22 protein-coding genes are annotated in these 21,377 nt (G+C 67.5%); 14 read left to right on the top strand and 8 right to left on the bottom strand.

Annotation, left to right across the window (positions count from 1 at the left end; all coding sequences use genetic code 11):
- Positions 1-225: 225 nt before the first annotated feature.
- From ACIBW7_RS42040 to ACIBW7_RS42010, 7 genes are all read left to right on the top strand, one after another.
- Positions 226-3,357 carry a BTAD domain-containing putative transcriptional regulator gene (locus tag ACIBW7_RS42040; protein ID WP_397056559.1) on the top strand — a complete coding sequence of 1,044 codons (3,132 nt, stop codon included), beginning with the start codon at positions 226-228 and terminating at the stop codon, positions 3,355-3,357.
- 83 nt (positions 3,358-3,440) lie between these two features.
- Positions 3,441-3,698, top strand: coding sequence for a hypothetical protein (locus ACIBW7_RS42035; RefSeq protein WP_040695446.1), 258 nt, complete (start codon positions 3,441-3,443; stop codon positions 3,696-3,698).
- 247 nt (positions 3,699-3,945) lie between these two features.
- Positions 3,946-5,013, top strand: coding sequence for a DUF5336 domain-containing protein (locus tag ACIBW7_RS42030; RefSeq protein WP_397056557.1), 1,068 nt, complete (start codon positions 3,946-3,948; stop codon positions 5,011-5,013).
- 83 nt (positions 5,014-5,096) lie between these two features.
- Positions 5,097-6,683, top strand: coding sequence for a DUF6350 family protein (locus ACIBW7_RS42025; RefSeq protein ID WP_397056555.1), 1,587 nt, complete (start codon positions 5,097-5,099; stop codon positions 6,681-6,683).
- A 168-nt stretch (positions 6,684-6,851) separates the two neighbouring features.
- Complete coding sequence (purN, locus tag ACIBW7_RS42020) at positions 6,852-7,484, top strand: phosphoribosylglycinamide formyltransferase (RefSeq protein WP_397056553.1); 633 nt, start codon at positions 6,852-6,854, stop codon at positions 7,482-7,484.
- Positions 7,481-9,055, top strand: coding sequence for a bifunctional phosphoribosylaminoimidazolecarboxamide formyltransferase/IMP cyclohydrolase (purH, locus tag ACIBW7_RS42015; protein WP_397056551.1), 1,575 nt, complete (start codon positions 7,481-7,483; stop codon positions 9,053-9,055). Before purN ends, purH begins: the two co-directional genes overlap by 4 nt.
- Positions 9,056-9,262: 207 nt before the next feature.
- The gene (locus ACIBW7_RS42010) at positions 9,263-10,828 is read left to right on the top strand and encodes a family 20 glycosylhydrolase (RefSeq protein ID WP_397056549.1); all 1,566 of its coding nucleotides are present in this window, start codon (positions 9,263-9,265) and stop codon (positions 10,826-10,828) included.
- Here the strand turns inward: ACIBW7_RS42010 and ACIBW7_RS42005 are convergent.
- Entirely contained in the window at positions 10,825-11,283 is a 459-nt protein-coding gene (locus ACIBW7_RS42005; protein ID WP_397056547.1) for a hypothetical protein, read from the bottom strand. The two genes, ACIBW7_RS42010 and ACIBW7_RS42005, sit on opposite strands and share 4 nt — an antisense overlap.
- Positions 11,284-11,529: 246 nt before the next feature.
- Here ACIBW7_RS42005 and ACIBW7_RS42000 point away from each other — a divergent pair, with 246 nt between their 5' ends.
- Entirely contained in the window at positions 11,530-12,120 is a 591-nt protein-coding gene (locus ACIBW7_RS42000) for a LysM peptidoglycan-binding domain-containing protein (RefSeq protein WP_397056545.1), read from the top strand.
- A gap of 60 nt (positions 12,121-12,180) precedes the next feature.
- On the opposite strand, the gene rpsR is transcribed toward ACIBW7_RS42000, so the two are convergent.
- From rpsR to rpmB, 4 genes are read right to left on the bottom strand one after another with little or no spacing between them, the layout of a single operon-like run.
- Entirely contained in the window at positions 12,181-12,435 is a 255-nt protein-coding gene (gene rpsR / locus ACIBW7_RS41995; protein WP_040695439.1) for a 30S ribosomal protein S18, read from the bottom strand.
- Between the two features lie 33 nt (positions 12,436-12,468).
- Positions 12,469-12,774: a 30S ribosomal protein S14 gene (gene rpsN / locus ACIBW7_RS41990; RefSeq protein WP_063036845.1), complete on the bottom strand. Its 306-nt coding sequence runs from the start codon at positions 12,772-12,774 to the stop codon at positions 12,469-12,471.
- A complete protein-coding gene (gene rpmG, locus ACIBW7_RS41985) occupies positions 12,774-12,944 on the bottom strand; it encodes a 50S ribosomal protein L33 (protein ID WP_397056542.1) in 171 nt (56 codons plus the stop codon). Before rpmG ends, rpsN begins: the two co-directional genes overlap by 1 nt.
- Before the next feature lie 10 nt (positions 12,945-12,954).
- Entirely contained in the window at positions 12,955-13,227 is a 273-nt protein-coding gene (rpmB, locus tag ACIBW7_RS41980) for a 50S ribosomal protein L28 (RefSeq protein WP_329413492.1), read from the bottom strand.
- Positions 13,228-13,459: 232 nt separating this feature from the next.
- On the opposite strand from rpmB, the gene mrf reads away from it, so the two are divergent.
- The 4 genes from mrf to ACIBW7_RS41960 all read left to right on the top strand — a co-directional run bounded on the left by mrf (position 13,460) and on the right by ACIBW7_RS41960 (position 16,378).
- Positions 13,460-14,725, top strand: coding sequence for a ribosome hibernation factor-recruiting GTPase MRF (mrf, locus tag ACIBW7_RS41975; protein ID WP_397056539.1), 1,266 nt, complete (start codon positions 13,460-13,462; stop codon positions 14,723-14,725).
- Positions 14,722-15,003, top strand: a complete 282-nt coding sequence (locus ACIBW7_RS41970; RefSeq protein WP_397056537.1) for a type B 50S ribosomal protein L31 — start codon at positions 14,722-14,724, stop codon at positions 15,001-15,003. The genes mrf and ACIBW7_RS41970 overlap by 4 nt, the downstream gene beginning before the upstream one ends.
- A 1-nt stretch (position 15,004) precedes the next feature.
- The gene (gene rpmF, locus ACIBW7_RS41965; RefSeq protein ID WP_397056535.1) at positions 15,005-15,178 is read left to right on the top strand and encodes a 50S ribosomal protein L32; all 174 of its coding nucleotides are present in this window, start codon (positions 15,005-15,007) and stop codon (positions 15,176-15,178) included.
- A gap of 447 nt (positions 15,179-15,625) precedes the next feature.
- Complete coding sequence (locus ACIBW7_RS41960) at positions 15,626-16,378, top strand: alpha/beta fold hydrolase (RefSeq protein ID WP_397056533.1); 753 nt, start codon at positions 15,626-15,628, stop codon at positions 16,376-16,378.
- A gap of 80 nt (positions 16,379-16,458) precedes the next feature.
- On the opposite strand, the gene ACIBW7_RS41955 is transcribed toward ACIBW7_RS41960, so the two are convergent.
- The gene (locus tag ACIBW7_RS41955; protein ID WP_397056634.1) at positions 16,459-17,343 is read right to left on the bottom strand and encodes an A/G-specific adenine glycosylase; all 885 of its coding nucleotides are present in this window, start codon (positions 17,341-17,343) and stop codon (positions 16,459-16,461) included.
- Positions 17,344-17,490: 147 nt separating this feature from the next.
- Between ACIBW7_RS41955 and ACIBW7_RS41950 the strand changes: the two genes are divergently transcribed.
- Both ACIBW7_RS41950 and ACIBW7_RS41945 read left to right on the top strand, forming a co-directional pair.
- The gene (locus ACIBW7_RS41950) at positions 17,491-18,114 is read left to right on the top strand and encodes a carbonic anhydrase (protein ID WP_397056531.1); all 624 of its coding nucleotides are present in this window, start codon (positions 17,491-17,493) and stop codon (positions 18,112-18,114) included.
- 121 nt (positions 18,115-18,235) lie between these two features.
- Positions 18,236-18,919 carry a hypothetical protein gene (locus ACIBW7_RS41945; protein ID WP_397056529.1) on the top strand — a complete coding sequence of 228 codons (684 nt, stop codon included), beginning with the start codon at positions 18,236-18,238 and terminating at the stop codon, positions 18,917-18,919.
- 26 nt (positions 18,920-18,945) lie between these two features.
- Here ACIBW7_RS41945 and radA read toward each other — a convergent pair whose 3' ends face one another.
- A complete protein-coding gene (gene radA, locus ACIBW7_RS41940; protein ID WP_397056527.1) occupies positions 18,946-20,352 on the bottom strand; it encodes a DNA repair protein RadA in 1,407 nt (468 codons plus the stop codon).
- Positions 20,353-20,457: 105 nt separating this feature from the next.
- A complete protein-coding gene (locus ACIBW7_RS41935) occupies positions 20,458-21,177 on the bottom strand; it encodes a hypothetical protein (protein WP_397056525.1) in 720 nt (239 codons plus the stop codon).
- Positions 21,178-21,377 lie beyond the last annotated feature (200 nt).

Raw genomic sequence — 21,377 nt, 5'->3', positions numbered from 1 at the left:
CGCTTGTCGAGATCGCTGGTGAGTGGAAGCGGAGCCTCGAGCTGACGCCGGTCACACGTGGTGCGATTTCGTATTCGCCGGTGTCATCGTTCAAGCGGTACACCGTCGAACCGATCGATTCGAGATCCACGATGTCGATCACCGAGTAGTGCGCAATGCCATCGGCGGCATACTCGCCGAGGCGGCGGCTGGGCAGCGGTGCCCTGACACTGTCATGCTGTGTGCGTGGATGTGCTGGTGTTGGGCCCAGTGCAAGTTCGGGCGGGCGAAGCCGGTATCGCTATCGATCGGCCGTTGGAGCGGGCCGTGCTGGTGCGGTTGGCTATGGCGAACGGTGTGCCGGTTCCGGATGGGCGGCTGGCCGAGGATCTGTGGGGCGCGGACGTCGAGCGGCCGGTACAGCGGCTGCGGGTGGTGGTTTCGCGGTTGCGGGCGGCGCTCGGGGCGCATGCGGAGGTCATCGGACGGACGCCTGCCGGATATCACGCGAGCTCGAGGGCATCGGATCTGGTGACCGCGGAGGCGGCGGCGCAGCGGCTGTATGCCGCGCGCCGGGCTGGTGACCATGCCGTTGTCGCGGCGGTCGCGCGGGAGGCGCTGGGATTGTGGCGCGGGGCCGCGCTGGCCGATCTGCGCAGTGTGCCGTATGCGGCGGCCGAGGGGGACCGGCTCGACGATTGGCGGCTATCGCTGACCGTGGCGGGGCTGGAAGCCAATCTGGAATTGGGAGCGGCCGGGGAGGTCGTCACCGAACTGACCGGTCTGGTGGCGCGTTATCCGCTGCACGAGCCGCTCTCGGGGCTGCTGGCATTGGCGCTGTATCGCACTGGGCGGCAAGCGGACGCACTCGACCGGCTGGCCCGCCTGCGCCGGAATCTCGCCGAGGAACTCGGTGTCGACCCGGCACCGGAGACGGCCACGCTGGAACTGCGCATCCTCGACCACGATCCGACCCTGCGTCCCGCGAATGCCGCGCCGATCCCCGCAACCCCTGTCACCACCGAAACAGCAACCGTCGCACCCCACCCCGACCCGGTCGTCTCGGGCCCGGCGACCAGTTTCATCGGCCGCGGCCGCGAATTCGACACCCTCGGCACCCGCCTCACCGAACCCGGCCTGGCCACCCTGGTCGGCGTCGCAGGCAGCGGAAAGTCCCGCCTCGCAGCCGAACTCGCCCGCGCCGCCGCCAACTCCGGCCGCCCGGTCGCGTTCGTCGAACTGGCACCCCTGGCCCGAGCCGAGGACGTGCTGCCCGCAGTCCTCGCAACACTCGAGACAAATGGCCTGATCGAAGGGATCCCGATCGACCCCGATGATCTATTGCCGGGAATTGTTGCGGCGCTGGGAACTTCGGGAGCCCCAGATGATTCCGGTGCTCGCGGGGATTCGGGCGCGCCAGGCAATGCGGCAGCGTCGGGTGATTCGCGTGACCTCGAGCGCACAAGTGCGGGTCCGCCGAATGACTCGGGCATCCGAGGTGGCTCGGGTGCGCGCGGCGACTCGAGTGCACAGCGTGACATCGCGGCATCGGCGAATTCGGCCCGCACCCGCGATAACGCACAGCAAGTCTTGCTGATCCTCGACAATGCCGAGCATCTGATCGAGCCTGTTGCTGAATTAGCAACTGCCGCAGCCGGTTCCAGCATATTGATCACGTCGCAGCGAGCACTGGGAGTGGCAGGCGAGTCGGTCTATCCGCTGGGTCCGCTGGAGCGTGGCAATGGCGTCGCACTGTTCACCGAACGAGCCGGATTGCACGGATTGGTCACTGTCGATGAGCGAGCGGAACTGGTACGGATCTGTGCGGCGGTGGATTGGCTGCCACTGGGGATCGAGTTGGCCGCAGGTCTCACTCGGACACTCACGATTTCGCAACTCGCGCAGCGCATCGATGACCGCGTGCGGCTGTTGGTCGGCGGGGCGCGGGATGCCGGGGGAGGGCGGCATACGAGTCTGCGGGTGGCCCTGGATTGGAGTTATGAACTGCTGGCCGAGCGGGAGCGGGCGGTCCTGCGCAGGCTCGGGGTATTCGCGGGCGGGTGCACGCTGGAGGCGGCCGAAGCTGTCACGCCCGCAGCGGATCTCGAAGGCGGCGATATCGCGCCCGCGCTCGCGGACCTGGTGAACCGAAGCTTGGTGACGGTTCAGAACCACGGTGCGACAAGACGATTCGTGCTCTTGGAGACGGTCCGCGACTACGCACTCGCACAACTGGCGCAAACCCACGAGACCGATCCGCTGCGTGCTCGGCACGTGGACTGGTGTCTCGATCTGGTGCGCAAGATCGGCGAGCCCGACGATTTCGCAACGGCCGAATCCGTGGCCGCGGTCTTCGCCGAATGGCCGAATATCCTCGCCGCACTCGAAAACGCGCCCGGAACACCGAGAGCCGCCGCCGGTTTACGACTCGCCACCGCAATGCACGTCCCCTGGCTGGCCAGGGCCTGGTTCCGCGAGGCACGACGCCACTACGGCGCACTGATCGAGTCACTGCCCGCCGAAACCTCGCCGGCCGAATTGGCGCAGGCGCTGAGCCATTCCGGCTTCCACACTTTGATGACCGGCGACTTCGATTCCGCCGCAGCGCAATTGGCCAGAGCAAGCGAATTCGCCGCGCCGCTGGACGACATCGAACTCGCCCAGACCGTGCGCTACTACCGGGGCATCGTCGATATCGAACGCGCCCGACTCCCGGAGGCGGTCGAGCGCCTGCGCGAGGGGGAGCGGCTGGCGGTGCGCGTCACGCAGGCCTCATCCTTCGCCGACGCACTCGGTACCGCGCTGTTGTATTCGGGTGACGCAGCAGGCGCTCTCGCCGCCTACCAGCGCTCCACCGAGGTCGACCGCGCCAATGACGATGAGCACAGCCTCTCCCGCGGCCTGAGTAATCAGGCCAAGGCACTGCTCGATCTGGGCCGCACCGAGGACGCACTGGCGATGGTCGAAGAATCCGACCGTTACGCCCGCCGCCTCGACGATCGACAGATCCTGCCGCTGAACGACCTCACCCGTGCCGCGGTCGCGTTGGCCGCCGGACAACTCGCCGCCGCCGAATCCTATTGCCGCGCCGCCCTCGCACACGAAGAGGAGGCGGGCCTGGCCCGGCTCGAACTCGCTGACGTCCTCATCGCCAAGGGCGAACTCGACGAGGCCGCGGCACTGCTCGCGGAGCACGACGCGGCGGCTCCCGGCGGCGTCCCGGCGCTCGCGGCCCGCGCGATCGAAGTCGCGCTGCGGCACGCCCAAGGCGACCCGGACGGTGAGTTGGTCGAGCGCACCCGGTCCGCCTACCGGACCAGTGGCTTCGGCTGGCAGCGCTACCTCAACAGACTCGAAAAACCGGGCACTACCTCGTGAAATGCGGATGAAATCGCGCTGAGACGGCCGCACGGAACTCTGGTCATCGCCAACGGAACCAACCAGAGCAAAAGGCGCAGACAATGACCATCAATCGCATCCGCCCCGCCCGCATCGCGGCCATCGCCGCCCTCACCGTCGCCGGCTTCGTCGGTGGCATCGCCCCCGCCGTCGCGGGCCCGTTCGGCACCGGATCGGCCCAGGCCCAGCCGGGCAACCTCGGCCCTTTCGAATACGAACACCAGTGCCTCGCCCGCGGCAACGAGGGCATCCGGACCGGCGAATGGCAGGACTTCGACTGCGTCGGCAGCTACGGCGCCTGGTACGTCGTGCCCCGCTAGTCACCCGGGGTGCACCGGAGGGGATTCGGCCCGGAGCAGCTGGCTCCGGGCCGAAGTGCGTTCCCATCGGAGGTGGTAGCGCCGAATTGTTATCGGTCGGCGCGGATTCACACAGGACCAGCGTAGACGCCGTTTTTCGGTCGCCCGGCCAGTTGGTTAAGGGTGACCTGGGCCAGCGAGTGCAGTAGCGTCGGGTAGAGATCCAGCCGTTCAGACGACGTACGACTCGACCTAGGAGACGACGACCATGTCATACCCGACCGGGGGCTCCGGGTACAACGCACCCGCGACGCCACCCGCACCTTCCAGCTCCGGCCAATCGGCCGGTACCGGCACCGAGCCCACTGCGAAGGGCCTGCCCTACTTCCTGGTGGTCGGCGTCGCCGCGCTCGGTGTGATCAACTTCCTGCTCGGCTTCCTGCCGTTCTTCGGTCAGAAGCCGCGGGAAGTGAGAGGTGTCACGGTCGAAGGTAATGACACGCTCAGTCTCTTCCAGTACTTCGGCGCGGCGGGACTGCTGGCCATCCTGCTGCTCGGCGGCCTGCTCGCCGGACTTTCGTTGCTGCCCAAGCAGAATTGGACCGGCGCCGCGGCCGCGGCATCGGCCGCCGGTTTCCTCGGCACGCTGTTCCTGTCCTTCACCACGCCCGACGATCTGAACGTCGAGCTGAAGTGGGGCGCGTACGTGCTGCTATTCCTCGCGTTCGTGCAGACGGCCGTCGCCGTCGTCGCCGTGCTCTTCGAATCCGGCATCCTGACCCCGCCCGCACCCAAGCCCGCCACCCCGCAGGCCCCGCCGAGCGGTTTCGGCTCCGGCGGTTACGGCCAACAAGGTGCGTTCGGACAGGGTCAGCCCTCGGCCTTCGGTCAGGGGCAGCCGAGCCAGTACGGTCAGGGGCAGCCGGGTCAGTTCGGCCAGAGCCAGCCGGGTCAGTTCGGCCAGGGCGCCCCGCAGTACCAGTCGCAGCAGCCCTACGGTCAGAGTCAGCCGAGCCAGCCGACCTATGGTCAGGGCCAGCCGCCGTCCTACGGTCAGCAGCCGCCCTCCTATGGTCAGCAGCCCGGATACGGTGCAGCGCAGCAGGGTTCGCCCTACGGTTCGTCGCCTGCCGCGCAGCCGCGCCCGGATGAGAGTGCCACCCAGCACTTCGGGACCCCGCAGTCCGGACAGCAGTACGGCACACCGGGTTTCGGCCAGGGGCAGCAGAGCCAGCAGGGTCAGCAGGGTCAGCAGAACCAGCCGTTCGGCGGTGAATCCGGTTCGGACCCGTCCTCGGACGCCACCCACGCATTCCGTCCGGACGAGAACAAGTAGTTCGTCGGCTCTCCCGGCGCGCCCCAGACCGGGTCGGCGCGCCTGACCCGCTCGCGCCGGGGGACCTGCCACGCTGAATTTCCATGAGCTCCTCGAGACCTTCTCTTGTTCGCCGGACCCCCGAGTCCCGCGGCGCGCCGGAACGTTCGGCGCGGAGCGACCGATCGACGCCGCGCACATCCGCGGACGTTTTCGACGAGGCCGGATTTCTATCGCTGACCCCCGAGCGCGCCCGCGTGCTGCTCCTGGTCGCGGCCCGGCCGACGACCTACGCGCTCGTCGCCGTCGTCGTCCTCATGCTGGCCGCCCTACTGTCCTCGGGCAGTAACCTGGCCGGTACCTCGGGTGCGATCGCCGCGGGTTGGCTTGCGGCACACCAGGTTCCGTTGGTGATCGGCAAAACCTCAGTCGAGCTGCTCCCGCTGCTGCCGACCGGACTGCTGGTCTGGGCGACCGGTCGCGATTGCGCCCGCGCGGTCGAGCCGGACAGTTCGCGCGCGGATCTCGGCTGGATCGTCGGTGCGGCGCTGGCCGGACCGCTGCTGGTCACTGCCGTCTGTCTGGCGGTCGCCGAGGACGCCTCCGGTGTCGTGGCATTGCAGCCGCCGAATACGCTGGCCGCCTTCGGCTGGGTCGGCGCCGTGCACCTGGTCGCCGCGGTCGGTGGCATCGCGAGCCGGAGTCGGCGTCGGCTGTTAACCCTGCTGCGGTTGCCGGAGTGGGCGATCGCGGGCACATTCGGCGCGGGTCGAACAGTCGTACGCCTGCTGACCTGCGCCACCGCGGTCGTCATCGTGTCTTTCCTCGCGCATTGGTCGCGCATCGGTGACACCTTTCATGCCGCGGGCAATGCGGCGGGTGTGCTCGGGCTGATCCTGCTCTCGCTGGCGTATCTGCCCAATGTGGTGATCGCGACGGTCGGCGTGCTCGTCGGCTCCGGCGCGCAGTTCGGGGATGCGTCGATCGGCGTGTTTTCCGTTGTCGGCGGCCCGATTCCGGCCGTTCCGCTGATGGCGGCAGTGCCGACCGGACCCGCCGAAGGCTGGTGGCCGGTGCTGCTGTTGATTCCGGCCGCGGTGGGTGTGCTCGGCGGGCTCGATATCGGACGGACCTCCCACGACCGCGCGGGCGCGCCGTGGGCGACGCTGACCTCAGCGGGGGTGGCGACCGTGACGTTGGTGCTGCTCGGCGTGGTGGCGGGCGGCGACCTCGGAACGTTCGGACAGTTCGGGCTCGACCTGCCGATCTTCGCGGTGGTGGCCTTCGGCTGGTTGGCCGTAGCCGGATATGTGGGTCTGATGTTCGCGCGCTGGTTCGTCGTTCCCATCGGCGCGCCGGTGACCGGGTACGACGACGAGTACGCCGATTACGACGACTACTACGAAGACGACTATTACGACGACAGCGATCGCTACGACGATCATTACGAGGACGAGCACTACGACGAACACGACGGATACGACGGATACGACGGATACGACGACTACGACGACGAATACGAGGACTACGCCGGTCCCGACTTCGAAGTGGAACTCGACGGCGAACTTGTCGACGAGCAGCCCGCCATCGCCACCTCGGGCGCCGCGGGCAGCAATTCCTTCCCCGACATCGTCGATGCCGAAGTGGTCGAGGCGGACCTGCCGGAAAGTGACCGGGTGGACGGTCGTTAGGCTCTACCCGGCGGTGTAATACCGCCTCCGCCCTTTCGACCGACATGCAGGAGTGGACCGCTGAGTTTACCCACCCCGCCGACTCCGTCGGCTGCCGACACCCAGCGCTTGCCCACCCCGCCGGCTTCGCCGGCTGCCGCCCCCCAGCCGTCTTCGAATGCCCCGTGGGTGGCATCCGCGACCCCGGCAACCGTCGTCGTGCTGGCCTCTGGCACCGGTTCCCTGCTGCGCGCCCTGATCGAGGCCGCCGCCGCTCCGGAGTATCCGGCGACCGTCGTCGCCGTCGGCGTGGACCGCGTCTGCCAGGCCACCGAACACGCGGCCGCCGCGGGGATTCCGGCCTTCCGGATGGCCGTGCAGGATTTCCCCGATCGCGCCGCCTGGGATGTCGCGCTGACCGATGCGGTCGCCGCCTACGAACCCGATCTGGTGGTCTCGGCCGGATTCATGAAGATCCTCGGCCCGGTCTTCCTGGCCCGCTACGGCGGCCGGATCATCAATACCCACCCCGCGCTGCTGCCCGCATTCCCGGGCGCGCACGGGGTCCGTGACGCCCTCGCCTACGGGGTGAAGGTCACCGGTTCGACCGTGCACCTGGTCGATTCCGGCATCGATACCGGACCGATCCTGGCCCAGGAGGCGGTGCCGGTGCTCGACGATGACGACGAGGCCACCCTGCACGAGCGCATCAAGGTTGTCGAGCGACGGTTGCTGGCGGAGGTTGTCGCCGCCGTCGCCACCAGAGGCATTGTCTCCGACGGACGAAAGGCAGTAATTCCAGATGAGCGGGTACTTCGGTGAGTGAGCGTAAGGGGATTCACAGGGCGCTGATCAGCGTCTACGACAAGACGGGGCTCATCGAGCTCGCGACCGGGCTGAACGCCGCCGGTATCGAACTGGTTTCGACCGGTTCGACGGCGGGCAAGATCGCCGACGCGGGCATCCCGGTGACCAAGGTCGAGGATCTGACCGGATTCCCGGAGACCCTGGACGGCCGGGTCAAGACCCTGCACCCGCGGGTGCACGCGGGCATTCTCGCGGATACCCGCAAGGCCGAACACGTCGACCAGCTGGTCGAGCTCGGCGTCGAGGCATTTCAGCTCGTCGTCGTGAATCTGTACCCGTTCACCCAGACCGTGGCCAGCGGTGCGAGCAATGACGAATGCGTCGAGCAGATCGATATCGGCGGTCCGTCGATGGTGCGTGCGGCAGCCAAGAACCATCCGTCGGTCGCGGTGGTCGTCGACAGCGGCGACTACGACGACGTACTCGCCGCGGTGCAGGCGGGCGGCTTCACGCTGCCCGAGCGGACCGCGTTGGCGGCCAAGGCATTCCAGCACACCGCAAGCTACGACGTCGCGGTCGCGAGCTGGATGACCAGCGTGCTCACCCCGGCCACCGAGCCGAATGAGGCTGCCGCACAGCAGTTCCCGAGCTGGATCGGCGGCTCCTGGGAGCGCGCCTCGGTGCTGCGCTACGGCGAGAACCCGCATCAGGCCGCCGCGCTGTACACCCAGAACGACGGCAGTCGGGGCCTGGCGCAGGCAAAGCAGTTGCACGGCAAGGAAATGTCGTACAACAACTACACCGATGCCGACGCCGCTTGGCGCGCCGCCTATGACCATTCGGCACCGGCGGTCGCGATCATCAAGCACGCCAACCCCTGTGGCATCGCGATCGGCGCGGATCTCGCCGAGGCGCACCGCAAGGCGCACGCATGTGATCCGGTGAGCGCCTACGGTGGTGTGATCGCGGCCAACGGTGAGATCACCGTGGAGATGGCCGAACAGGTCGCCGATATCTTCACCGAGGTGATCGTCGCACCGTCCTATGCCGATGGCGCCGTCGAGGTGTTGCAGCGCAAGAAGAATGTGCGCATCCTGGTCGCCGAGCCGCCGCGGCGCGCTGGTGCGGAGCTGCGCCCGATCAGCGGCGGTGCACTGCTGCAGAGCCGCGATATCCTCGACGCCCCTGGAGACAACCCGCAGAACTGGACCCTGGTGGCGGGTGAGGCGGCCGATGCGGAAACCCTTGCCGATCTCGAGTTCGCTTGGCGCGCCTGCCGTGCCGTGAAGTCCAATGCCATCCTGCTCGCACACGACGGCGCCTCGGTCGGCGTCGGCATGGGCCAGGTCAACCGGGTCGATGCGGTCGGTCTCGCGGTGCAGCGCGCCGGTGACCGCGCCAAGGGTTCGGTCGCCGCATCGGATGCGTTCTTCCCGTTCTCCGACGGCCCGCAGCAGCTCATCCAGGCCGGTATCCGGGCCATTGTGCAGCCTGGCGGCTCGGTCCGCGACCAGGACACGATCGACCTGGCCCGGGAAGCGGGAGTCACCCTCTACCTCACGGGCTCTCGCCACTTCGCCCACTGAGCCACCCCGCCAGGACGGCGGGAGCCACGGCTCCCGCCGGTCCGCACGGCAGAGCAGCCGCCGACGGTAGTCGAATGGTGGCCGTCGACGGCGCGGACCCGCCATTCGACTACCGCTGATAGACGTCTACCCGCCTCGGCGGGCCCGGGATCGGATATGCGGCGCGCGGTGGCGGGCGTGGCGTGTCGGGTTTCGTAGAGTGGCCGCATGTCGGATCGCACGGTGCTGGCTTCGTGGGTAGTCGCCTTGATGGTTGCGGCGACCGCTTCGCTCGGTGGCGCCTCGCCGGTCCGGGCCGAGTACTTCGCACCGCCAACCGTGCCGTCGGTAAAGCGCTGGGTGCCGGGTGGGGCCGGATTCTCCCTCGGCGCACATGCGCGCGTCGTGTACGCAGCTGACGGGCTGCGCGACGCCGCGGTCGATCTTGTCGACGGCTTGCACACCCTCACTGGCAATGATGTTGTGGCACAGTCGGGTTCGTCCGGCCGACCGGGTGACATCGTGCTAAGGAACGGTCCGGTCGACGGCGCGCCGAACACTCCGGAGTCGTACCGGATAGCGGTCGGCGACACCCTCGATCTCCAGGGCTCGGACACGGCCGGAACCTTCTACGCCACCAGGTCCGCATTGCAGATGCTGCGCAGGAACACCGCGATTCCCGGCGGCACCGTGACGGATTGGCCCGACTACCGCGAACGCTCACTCATGCTCGACGTCGGCCGGGAATTCATGCCGGTCGATATGCTGCGCGATCAGATCCGGCGCATGGCCCAGCTCAAACTCAACCTGCTGCACCTGCACTTCTCGGACTCCTTCGGATTTCGCCTCGAGAGTATGCGTCATCCGGAAATCACTGCACCGGAACACTATTCGAGGCAAGACATTCGCGATCTGATCGAATATGCCGCGCGCTACCAGGTCGAGATCGTGCCCGAGGTGGACTTCCCGGGCCATATGAACGGAATCCTGGCTGCCCGTCCCGAACTGAAGCTGCGCAGCGCGGCCGGAGTCGTCTCGGACTCCGCCATCGATATCTCGAACCCGCGAAGCTACGACTTGCTGCGCGACATCCTGGAGGAATTCCTTCCCCAATTCCCCGGCGGCTATTGGCATCTCGGCGCGGACGAGTTCCTACTGCGGGGCACCCGCGTCGTATCCATCGACGAATACCCGCAACTGGGCGAATACGCCCGCGCCACCTACGGCCCGCAGGCCCAACCGGTCGACGCCTACCTCGGACTGATCAACTGGGGCGCCGAAATAGTGCGCGCACACGGCAAACGTCCACGCATCTGGAACGACGGACTGCACACCGGCGAAGGAACAATCATCCCCGACCGCGGTATCGTCATCGACTTCTGGAGCCGCGCCGGCATCCCGCAGCTGCCCCTGCCGTTCTTCGGAAATGCGCGCACCGCACCGGATCTCATCGCCGCCGGACATCAGGTGAAGAATGCGGCCTTCACGCCCGCCTATTACGTGACCGGCGGACCGGCCGCCATCGGCAATATTCCGGCCCCACTGGCCTATGAGCTCTGGGACCCAACGCTTTTCGTGGACGGCACGCGCCTGACTCCGGACCAGAGCGCGAGCAATCTCGGCTCCGGTCTATACGTATGGTGCGATACCCCGACCGCACAAACTCCGGCGCAGATAGCCACATCGATCACGATGCCGTTGCGCGTCATGGCGCAAAAGACTTGGGGCCCAGCCAAACCCGCAACCTACCTGGAATTCGCCGCCCTCGCGGACGTAGTCGCCGAACCCGTCTAGACCGCGCTGAGGACCTGTCGGCTGCCGAGTGGAGCCTTCAGTGGCACTTCGAGGGTGCCGAAAACCGCGATCATGGTGCACATTCGGCCGACCGCATCGGCACGCGTACCCGATCGCAGTTCCACGGTGACCGTCGAATCGGTCTCGGTCACGCCGGCATCCACGCCGTAGCACTCCGGCGATCCGGTCTCGAAGTTGACCGCGATCCGATCATCGGCAACCCGTGACCAGGACGTGAACGGAATCGGATGCGCGCCGACGATCGTCGGATCGGCGACGAACATCCGGCCCGCGTCGGCGGGTGTCCCCTCGGTCGGCGTGCTCTTCGCCGCACTCGTTGTCGTTGTCTTCCCTTGTGTCCCACCGTTATCGGAGCCACCGCATGCGGTGACGGCGAGGCCGACGAACAATGCGACGGCGACTGCGGCGGGCCGAACTCGCGACATCCGATACATACCGACCACCCTAATCCACGTGCCGATGCGTCGAGGCGAACCGTGCCAGCAAACCAACAGGACGGTCGCGTCTGATTGTGCGACAAGATGATAGAGCGATGAAGCCAACACAGTGAACATTCGGCTAAGCCTGCGCGTAATACCTCCGCGCTGCTGGCGCGCACAGTACATTCGGGGGCCGATGCGCGTCGAGCGGCACGCATCGAGCCGGAATGCTTGGCACAGTAAACCTTCGAAAGGAAGAACGTGGGCGACACGCTGCGCGTAGGTGAAGAACTCGGGCTCGGCCAGTCTCTGGTCGGCGGTGCGTACACCCTGACCCTGCAGCCCGATGGCAATCTGGTGCTGTCGGAACCGGATGGAAATGTCGTGTGGTCCACTCTGACTCACGATCAAGGTGTCGAACGTGCAGTCCTGCAGGAGGACGGCAACTTCGTGCTCTACAAGGGTGAGGGCGCCGCCTGGGCCACCGAAACCAATGGCCGGGAAGCGGACCGGCTGACCGTGCAGGCCGACCGCAATGTGGTGCTGTACGGCACGGACGGCAGCGCGCTGTGGGCGTCGGACACACAGACCGACAACCCGCTGCCCGCCCCGGAGCCGGAGCCGGAGCCGGAGCCGGAGCCGGTTGCCGAGCAGGCCGCCGCGCCCGCCGCCGAAGAGGTTCCGCCCCCGCCGCCGGCCGCGCAGACCTACACGGTCGAGCCGGGCGACACCCTGTGGGCGATCGCCGAGCGCTTCTACGGCGACGGCAACCGCTACCAGGAGATCGCCGACGCCAGCGGCATCGACAACCCGGATGCCATCAACCCCGGCCAGGTGCTCACCATCCCGTGACGTGCTGACGACGCAGGGCCCCGAGGCTGATTCAGCTTCGGGGCCCTGCCACGTCGGTGTCTACCGGCTGGTGAACGGCAGAAGTGCCATCTCGCGGGCGTTCTTCACCGCGACGGCGACCTGGCGCTGCTGCTGCGGGGTAAGCCCGGTGACCCGGCGGCTGCGGATCTTGCCGCGGTCGGAGATGAAGGTGCGCAGGAGGTTGACGTCCTTGTAATCGACCGTCTCGACGCCCGCCGCGATCAGCGGGTTCTTCTTCGGGCGACGGGCCTGCTCGGCGCGAACCTTCTTCGAGGGTGCTCGCTTGACTGCCATGTGACGGGTTTCCTTCTCGAGATCAGTGGTTGTCTACCAGCTCGATTTGTGCACACCGGGGAGTTCACCCCGATGGGCCATCTCGCGTACACGTACGCGGGAAAGTCCGAACTTCCGGAGATGACCGCGCGGTCGTCCGTCCGCGGCGTCCCGATTGCGCAATCGTACCGGACTGGCATCGCGGGGCAGCCGCTGTAGCGCCGACTGTGCCGCTGCGCGGGCTTCCTCGGAGGTGGTCGGCTTGCGGATCAGTTCCTTGAGCTCCGCGCGCCGCGCCGCATGGCGGGCGACGATCTCCTTGCGCTGCTCATTGCGGGCGATCTTCGATTTCTTGGCCATCAGCGCTCCTCGCGGAAGTCGACGTGCCTGCGCACCATCGGATCGTATTTGCGCAACATCATGCGGTCCGGATCATTGCGCCGGTTCTTCCGCGTGACGTACGTATATCCCGTTCCCGCAGTGGATTTCAGTTTGATGATCGGCCGGATCTCGGTCGATTTCGAGGCCATGGTGCTCCTTTCAGATCTTGTCGCCGCGAGCTCGGCTGTGTCTTTTCGACCGCTTCGCTTCGCTCCCGCGGATCCGGGCGACGACCGCCTCGATCCCGTCCCGGTCGATGGTCTTGATGCCCTTGGCGGAGACGTTCAGCGTGATTCGCCGGTCCTCGCTGGGTAGGTAATAGGTCTTGCGCTGGATATTGGGATTCCAGCGCCGGCTCGTCCGCTTGTGCGAGTGCGATACGGACTTGCCGAATCCAGGCTTGCGCCCGGTGACCTGGCAGTGGGCCGACATGCGGACTCCTTCCAGTATTTGACAATCATTTTCGACAACGGCCGTTCGACAATGTACCGTTGCCTGACAGTAAATGAAAATCGTTTCCAGTATGGATGGATCAGGCCCGGAGGGGGCTGCCTGCGTGACCGCGCAGGGCCTCCGCTCATGCCGAATTGGATACCGAAAGGGGTGCTGCGTGGAACCCGACCTACTCCCACCCGGGAGGCAGTCCGACCGGAGAACCCCCGTCGTGGTGCTCGCAGGATGCTCCGGAGCGGCCGCGGCGGGTGTGGCACGACTGGCCGCCGCACTGCGCGAGACGCCGGGCACCGTCACCATCCGCCACGACCTGAGCGGACTCGGCGAGGGCATCGTGCATCGCACGGTGCGCATCGGCGAGCAGGCGACCGCGACCGTGCTCGAATTGGCGCACGGCTGCATCTCCTGCACCCTGCGCATCGATCTGCTGCCGCTGCTGTGCGCGCTCGCCGCCCGTGAATCGGTGGATCGGATTGTGCTGGAACTGGATCCGGCCTTCGAGGCGGAAGCGATCTGCCAGGCGATCGAGAATATCGTCGTCACCGGTGTGGTCGGCCGCGTCGACGGCCCGGCGGGCCGCGATGTGCGGGTCGAGGCCGTGCTCACCTGCGTGGACGCGCGAACCTGGTTGACCGATGCCACCGGCGAGGACACCCTCGCCGAGCGCGGACTGGCGACCGCAGCCGACGACCGGACCGTGGCCCAGGTGACGGTCGGTCAGGTCGACTTCGCGGATGCCGTTGTGGCACAAGGTAGTACCGGCGATCCCATCGATCGGGCGCGACTCGCCGCGGTGCTGTCCCGGCTCGTGCCCGAAGCGCCGGTGGCCTGGATCGACGATATCGATCTGGTCGACTCGGCCGATGTCGAGGCATTGCTCGCGCGCATTCCGGCCCATTCGCGGCGCGGCCGCGTCTTCGATGCCCATGCGCCGCTGTTGCGTGGCCAGCCGCCGCTCGGCGCCGAATACGGCGTCGCCCTGGTCGAATTCGCCGCGAGCCGCCCGTTCCATCCGGCTCGCTTGCATGAGGCCCTCGACGTGCTTTTCGACGGCGTCGTGACCGCACGCGGACGGATGTGGCTGGCCACCCAGCCGAACGAGGTGGTGTGGCTGGAATCGGCGGGTGGCGGATTGCGCGTCGGCGGCGCGGGACCGTGGCTGGCCGCCATGAGTCCGAGCGAGTTGGAACAGGCCGACCCCGCGCGCCGGGCCATGGCCGCGCTGCGCTGGGACGAGCAGTTCGGCGACCGCGATATTTCGCTGGTCATCCTGGCCCATGACGCCGACCCGGCCGAGATCCGGCAGGCCCTGCACTGGGCGCTGGTCGAGGACGACGAACTGCGCCTGGTGGAACGCGCACCCGAGCGGGTCGCGCAGTGGGAGGACCCCTTCGGCGAATGGCATGCCGACCCCTGCGAACCCACCGGTCTGCCGATCGACGGTCAGGCGAAAAGCCCGAGAGGAGAAGCGAAATGAAGACTGGCTCACATCCCGACTACCACCCCGTGGTGTTCGAGGATTCGAGTACCGGAAAGCGGTTCCGGACCCGGTCCACCGCCACCAGCGCACGCACCGTCGAGTGGGAAGACGGCAATACCTACCCGCTGCTGGTCGTGGACGTCACCTCCGATTCGCACCCGTTCTGGACCGGCGCGCACCGCGTACTGGATACCCAGGGCCGGGTGGAGAAGTTCGAGCGCAAATATGGCAAGCGGGCGCGGGCCGCGTCCCAGCCTTCACGAGGGGAGGGCTGATATGGCGGTGCCCAAGCGCAGGATGTCGCGGTCCAATACGCGCAGCCGCCGCTCGCAGTGGAAGGCGACCCCACCGGACCTGGTGCCGGTCAGTGTCGGTGGGGTCGTGCACAAGGTGCCGCGTCGTTTGGTGCAGGCGGTCAAACGCGGACTTGTAGATCCAGAGCGACTTTGACGGCCGGGTAAGTACGACGGAGCGAGTCTTACGAGCGGCCCGTTCGCCCGTCTCGCGTCCGGTCGTCGAAGTGCATGGGACGAAGTCGTGGGGTCCGCCTGCGTGGCGCGTGCCCGTCAGGCGCCGAGCGCTCCGCCATCGGCGATCAGCGCGGAGCGAGTCTTACGAGCGGCCCGTCTCGCGTCCGGGTCGTCGAAGTGCATGCGACGACGCAGGCGCGGGCCCCGCCCGCCCGGCACGCGCCCGTCAGGCGCCGAGCGATCCGCCCTCGGCGACCACTACGGAGCGCGTCTTACGAGCGAGGAGTTCGCGGCCCGTCTTGCGTCCGAGTCGTCGAAGCGCATGCGCCGCAGGCGCGAGTCTCGACGACTCGGACGCGAGACACCAGGGGGCCGCGAACCCGCCGCGCCGAAGGCGCGGCAAATCAAACACTGCAAAAATGTCACAGTGTTGTATGACGAAGGCGGAGCGGGCGTGCCGATCCTGCTGCTGCACGGACTGATGGGCAGTGCCCGCACCTGGCGCGATCACCTGTCCTGGCTGCGGGAGATCGGCCACGTCTACACCTTCGACGCCGCCGGTCACGGTCGTCCCGCGCCCGCGGAACTGACCACCGAGGCCTTCATCGACGACCTCGCCGCGGCCACCGCCGAAATTTCCGAACCCATGGTGGTCCTCGGACATTCGATGGGTGGGCTGCACGGCTGGGTCTTCGCGGCGCGGTATCCGGAGCGGGTGCGCGCGCTGGTGGTCGAGGATATTGCCCCCGACTTCCGTGGCCGCACCGCCGCGAACTGGGCGGCCATGATCGAGGCCTGGCCGCAGCCGTTTCCGAATGCGGATGCGGTGCTGGATTTCTTCGGCCCGGTCGCCGGGCGCTACTTCCTCGACTCCTTCGAGCACGGCCCCGATGGCTACCGCCTGCACGGTCCGGTCGAGACCTTCCGCGATATCTCCGAGGAGTGGGGCACCCGCGACTTCTGGGCGCAATGGCATGCGGTCGAAGCGCCCGTTCTCTTGATCGAAGGCGAATTCACCATCACCCCCGAGGGCCAGATGCGGCAGATGGCCGACGTCCATCCCGACGCCACCTACGTCCGGATCCCGAACGCGGGCCATCTGGTGCACGACGACCAACCGGAGCGCTACCGCACCGAAGTCGAAGCATTCCTCCGGAAAGTCCTGAACCTTCCGGTATGAGGTTGTTCAGGCCCTCGCCAGGGCGAACGGCCCGTTGGGGGTGGTTCGTCAGGACCTCGACGACCCCGGCACAGGCTGTTCTAGCCCTCACCGGCCAGCGCGAACAACCCATCCGGGGTTTGTTCGATGAGGCCGTCGACGAGTAGGGAGTCCAAAGCGCGGTCGCGCTGGCCGGGATCGCGAGTCCAGGCCAGATCCAACCGGATTCGCTCGACCGGACCGGTCGCGTCGCGCAACACGTCGAGCAGCCGACCGCGCGCCTGACGATCGGTGCCCTCGTACTTCTGCGTCTTGCGCACCACATCGGAGACCGGCCTGCCCGCCGAGACCCACGCGCATTGCGGCAGCGGGCAACGCGAGCAGTCGGGGGTGCGCGCTGTGCACACCGTGGCGCCGAGTTCCATCAGCGCGGCGGAAAACATTGCGGCATGGTCGATTCGGCGCGGCAGCAGCGCTTCGGTCTCGGGCAGATCGCGCGATGACGGATTACCGGCCGCCGCGCGCCCGTGCACGGCGCGCGCCACCACCCGGCGAACATTGGTGTCAACCACCGGAACTCGCTGTCCGTAGGCGAAACAGGCCACCGCCCGCGCGGTATACGCGCCGATACCCGGCAGGCCGAGCAGCACATCCACATCGGTCGGCACCTCGTCACCGTGTTCCTCGGCGAGTACCTTCGCGCACTCGTGCAACCGCAACGCCCGCCGCGGATAGCCGAGCTTGCCCCAGGCGCGCAGCACCTCGGCCTGCGACGAGGCCGCCATGGCGGAGGGGACCGGCCAGCGCGCGACCCACTCCCGCCAGATCGGTTCGACCCGCACCACCGGCGTCTGCTGCAGCATGATTTCGCTCATCAGAATCTGCCAGGCGGTGACGTCCTGGCGTCGCCACGGCAGATCCCGCGCGGTCGCCCGGTACCAGTCCAGCAACGACTCGGCATCCACCCGGTTGGTACCCGTCGTGATCTTGGGTTTTCCGCCTGCACGCTGTTGCGCTGCGCCGCCTTCCGACACTGCCCTCACCGTTCCTATTGTCCCGCGGCCGGTCGATATTTGCCGAGCCGTAACGAACCGGACTCGCTGGTAACCACTGCCATGTGCACAATGGTCGGTATGCCGGATTCCAACCCGATCAGTGCCTGGAAATCCCTTCGTGAGGGTAATGAGCGCTTCGTGAACGGCACGTTGCTGCATCCTAGTCAGGGCGCGGTCGACCGGGCCAAGCTCGTCAGCGGCCAGCACCCGCACGCGATCCTCTTCGGCTGCGGTGACTCCCGCGTGGCCGCCGAGTTGATTTTCGACCAGGGCCTCGGCGATATGTTCGTCGTGCGCACCGCGGGCCATGTGGTGGACAGCTCGGTGCTCGGCTCGATCGAGTACGGGGTGCAGGTATTGAACGTGCCGCTGATCGTGGTGCTCGGCCACGACAGCTGCGGCGCGGTGAAGGCCACCATCGACGCGCTGGACGGCGGCGAGGTGCCCGGCGGATTCATCCGCAGTGTGGTCGAGCGGGTCACGCCGTCGATTCTGGTCGGGCGCCGGGAGGGGCTGTCCACCGTCGACGAGATGGAGGCCAGGCATGTGGTGGAGACCAGCCGACTGCTCATGCAGCGCTCGATGATCATTTCGCAGCGCGTTGCGACGGGTGAATGCGCGATCGCCTGCGTCACCTACAAACTGGCCGAGGGCGAAGTCAAGTTGCAGCGGGTCGTCGGCAATATCGGTGAGCTGGCCTGATACGGCCGATCCGAGACATCCAGCGGTGGGAGCGGAATTTACCTGCCGCGCGCGGGTTTTCCGATCCGACACGCCGGGGTCCTGAGTCGCTGTACCGGATCGTGCCCTTACCGTTGACTCCGTGCTGGAACCGAATGGACCGCTGCCTCCGGAGATCTATTGGCGACGCCGCGCGCTCGCCGTAGGTGTTCTGGTCGTGGCGCTCGCACTGGTGATCTGGTTGGTATTGACGGTCACGCGCGGCGGCGATTCGCCGGGTACGACAAAGGCGGCCGCGACCAGTTCCGCATCGGCGACGAATAAGCCCGCGGGCGTGTCCTCCTCGACGCCGCCGCCGCCGACCACCGGCGAATCCAGCGCGAAGCCCTCCGGCACCACAGCTGCGGCTGCGAGCGGCAGCCAGGTCGCCGCGGGTATCTGCCCGGATCAGTCGCTGGCGGTGAAGGTGACCGTCGAGCAGCCGACCTACAAGACCGGTGAGAACCCGGTATTCGGCATCGTGATCACCAATATCTCGTCCACGGCCTGTTCGCGCGATGTCGGCTCCGGCCTGCAGCAGGTCTCGGTGACCAGCCTCGACGGCCAGCGCCGCCTATGGTCGAGCACCGACTGCTACCCGGACGGCGCTCCCGACGTCCGCACCCTGAACCGCGGCGAACAGGCGGCCTTCATGGTCACCTGGTCGGGCTCGACCTCCCAACCCAACTGTGCGGGCGACCGCGTCCAGGTCCCACCCGGCGCATACGCCGTTGTCGCCCAACTGGGCTCACTCCGCAGCGCCGCCGAACCCTTCAACATCGCCTGACGGGTTGTGCGACAGCCATTGTCGGCTCAGAAGTCGGGGGCGGTTTCGGTGGTTGTCGCGCGCTGTTTGCGCAGACCTGCGAGACGGATGGCCGACTTCACGTCGGTCACCTCGTGGATCTTCATGCCGCCCTTGGTGCGTGCCAACCCGGGTGGAACCAGCGCGGTGGTGAAGCCGAGGCGTTCGGCCTCGGCGAGTCTGCGCTCCAGGCCGGTGACCCGGCGCACCTCGCCCGCCAGCCCTACCTCACCGAGGATGACCCAGCCGACCGGCAGTGCCTGATCGCGCTCGGCACTCGCAATGGCAAGTGCCACAGCCAGATCCGCGGCGGGTTCCAGCAGGCGCATACCACCGACGGTCGCGGCGTACACGTCGTGCTTGCCCAGGAACACCCTTCCGCGGCTCTGAAGTACGGCGAGCACCATCGCGACCCGGTTGTAGTCCAGCCCACTCACCGCCCGCCGCGGATTCGGGATCTCGGTGTGCACGGTCAGGCCCTGTACCTCGGCGACCAGCGGCCGCTTACCGTCCATCGCGACGGTGACCGCCGTACCCGATACCGAATCGGTGCGGTGGTGCAGAAACAGCCCGGACGGATCGGTGACGCAGGAGATCCCGTCGTCGTGCAATTCGAAACAGCCGACCTCATCGGAGCTGCCGAAGCGGTTCTTGATACCGCGCACCATGCGCAGTGTGGAGTTCTTGTCGCCCTCGAACTGCAGCACCACATCCACCAGATGTTCGAGCGTGCGCGGGCCCGCGACATTGCCGTCCTTTGTGACATGTCCGACCAACAGCACCGCGATCCCGCTCGCCTTGGCCAGTGACGTGAGCGCGGCCGCCACCGCGCGCACCTGGGTGACGCCGCCGATGGTGCCGTCCACCTCCGGGACGAGCATGGTCTGCACCGAGTCGACCACCAGCAGGGTGGGGCGCACCTGTTCGACATGGCCGAGCACGATCGACAGATCCGATTCCGCTGCGAGATAGACCCTTTCGTGCACCGCATTGGTCCGGTCGGCGCGCAGCCGAACCTGTCCCGCCGATTCCTCGGCCGTGACATACAGCGACTTCTCGTCGCGCTGAGTGGCCCACCGGTGGGCAACCTCCAACAGCAGCGTCGACTTGCCGACACCGGGCTCACCGGAGAGCAATACGACCGATCCGGGCACGATGCCCCCACCCAGCACCCGGTCGAGTTCCTCGACCCCGGTCGGCCTGGCCTTGGTGACCTTCGAATCGATATGCGAAATGGGTGCGGCGGCTGTGCTCGGCAGCATGGCCTTGCGCCCGACCGGCGATGCCGCGGTCGCCGCCGACCCGGCTACCTCGTCTACGGTGCCCCATGCGCCGCACTCCGGGCATTTGCCCACCCACTTGGCGACCTCGTACCGGCAATCGGAGCATCGGAAGATCGACTTGGTCTTGGCCACAGGCGCACCTTACGTACCACCCCCGACAAGCGGGCTCGACAGATACGAAAACGGCTGCCGCGCGAATGCACGACAGCCGTACGTTGCCCGGGAGCGGTCAGCGGATCAGTGTCCGCCCTTGTGCTCGCCCTCGGTCGCGGCGGTTTGGCCCTCGTGCCGCTCGGTGACCGCACCGGCGTCGACCGGGACCTGCACGGTCACGGTGCCGTTCTGCTTGAAGTTGAACGTCACCGGGTAGGTGAGACCGGGGATGATGTCCTTGGTCAGACCGGTGATCTCGATCAGACCCGGCTTCTTCTCCGGATCGACGGTGGTCTTGTCGCCGGCCCCGTGCGAGTCGGGCGCGGCGCTGGTGCTCGGCGCGGCGGAGCCGCTCGGCGTCGCACCGTGCTCGTCGGACTTGGCGGCGGTTCCGGTGGTGGGGGCGGTCGCCGCCACGACGGTCTGCTGCGGGGCGATCTGGAAGGCCGAGGCGCCTGCGGGCGGGGTGAGCTTCACCGTGCCCAGATCGGTGGTGATGCTGGTCAGCTCGTCGGCGACGGTCTCGCCGTTGTTGACGACCGACAGCGCGATGATCGCCTTGCCGCCCTTGGTGTTGGTGTAGTCGGTGCCCGTGGCCGGGAAGACGATGTGCACATTGCGCAGAGAGATCCGGTCGATGTCGGCGTGATTGCCGTTGACCGCGGCGACCTGGGTCGCGGTCTGCGCGACCTGGCCTGCACTACAGCCGGACAGCACGAGCGCCGCTCCGGCAGCGAGCGCGGCAACCGAAACCATGCGACGACGCGCCCCTGTCGAGGCGGTCACAGCTTTCAGGGCAGTCACGGGTTGTCCCTCCATGTCGACCGGGCTCACTCCGCTAGGGAGAGTAATAACTAGGCAGCGTAGTAGTACCCTCCGCGGCACGAGCGTCGGGGCTGTGTTGGATTGGCCGCGCCTTCGGCGCGGCGGGTTCGCGGCCCCCTGGTGTCTCGCGTCCGAGTCGTCGAGACTCGCGACTTCGTCGCATGCGCTTCGACGACTCG

This window comes from Nocardia sp. NPDC049526 (genome assembly GCF_044465765.1).
Classification (GTDB): Bacteria; Actinomycetota; Actinomycetes; order Mycobacteriales; family Mycobacteriaceae; genus Nocardia.
Note: the sequence above shows the minus strand (reverse complement) of the source record. Positions and strands in the feature narration are given on the sequence as shown.

Bases quoted from the DNA above. Each gene is read 5' to 3' on its own strand.
- rpmF (WP_397056535.1), top strand. From the start codon at position 15,005: ATGGCGGTGCCCAAGCGCAGGATGTCGCGGTCCAATACGCGCAGCCGC.
- ACIBW7_RS42025 (WP_397056555.1), top strand. From the start codon at position 5,097: ATGAGCTCCTCGAGACCTTCTCTTGTTCGCCGGACCCCCGAGTCCCGC.
- ACIBW7_RS41970 (WP_397056537.1), top strand. From the start codon at position 14,722: ATGAAGACTGGCTCACATCCCGACTACCACCCCGTGGTGTTCGAGGAT.
- ACIBW7_RS41950 (WP_397056531.1), top strand. From the start codon at position 17,491: ATGCCGGATTCCAACCCGATCAGTGCCTGGAAATCCCTTCGTGAGGGT.
- ACIBW7_RS42010 (WP_397056549.1), top strand. From the start codon at position 9,263: ATGTCGGATCGCACGGTGCTGGCTTCGTGGGTAGTCGCCTTGATGGTT.
- ACIBW7_RS42035 (WP_040695446.1), top strand. From the start codon at position 3,441: ATGACCATCAATCGCATCCGCCCCGCCCGCATCGCGGCCATCGCCGCC.
- ACIBW7_RS42005 (WP_397056547.1), bottom strand. From the start codon at position 11,283: ATGTATCGGATGTCGCGAGTTCGGCCCGCCGCAGTCGCCGTCGCATTG.
- rpmB (WP_329413492.1), bottom strand. From the start codon at position 13,227: ATGTCGGCCCACTGCCAGGTCACCGGGCGCAAGCCTGGATTCGGCAAG.
- rpmG (WP_397056542.1), bottom strand. From the start codon at position 12,944: ATGGCCTCGAAATCGACCGAGATCCGGCCGATCATCAAACTGAAATCC.
- rpsN (WP_063036845.1), bottom strand. From the start codon at position 12,774: ATGGCCAAGAAATCGAAGATCGCCCGCAATGAGCAGCGCAAGGAGATC.
- rpsR (WP_040695439.1), bottom strand. From the start codon at position 12,435: ATGGCAGTCAAGCGAGCACCCTCGAAGAAGGTTCGCGCCGAGCAGGCC.
- ACIBW7_RS42030 (WP_397056557.1), top strand. From the start codon at position 3,946: ATGTCATACCCGACCGGGGGCTCCGGGTACAACGCACCCGCGACGCCA.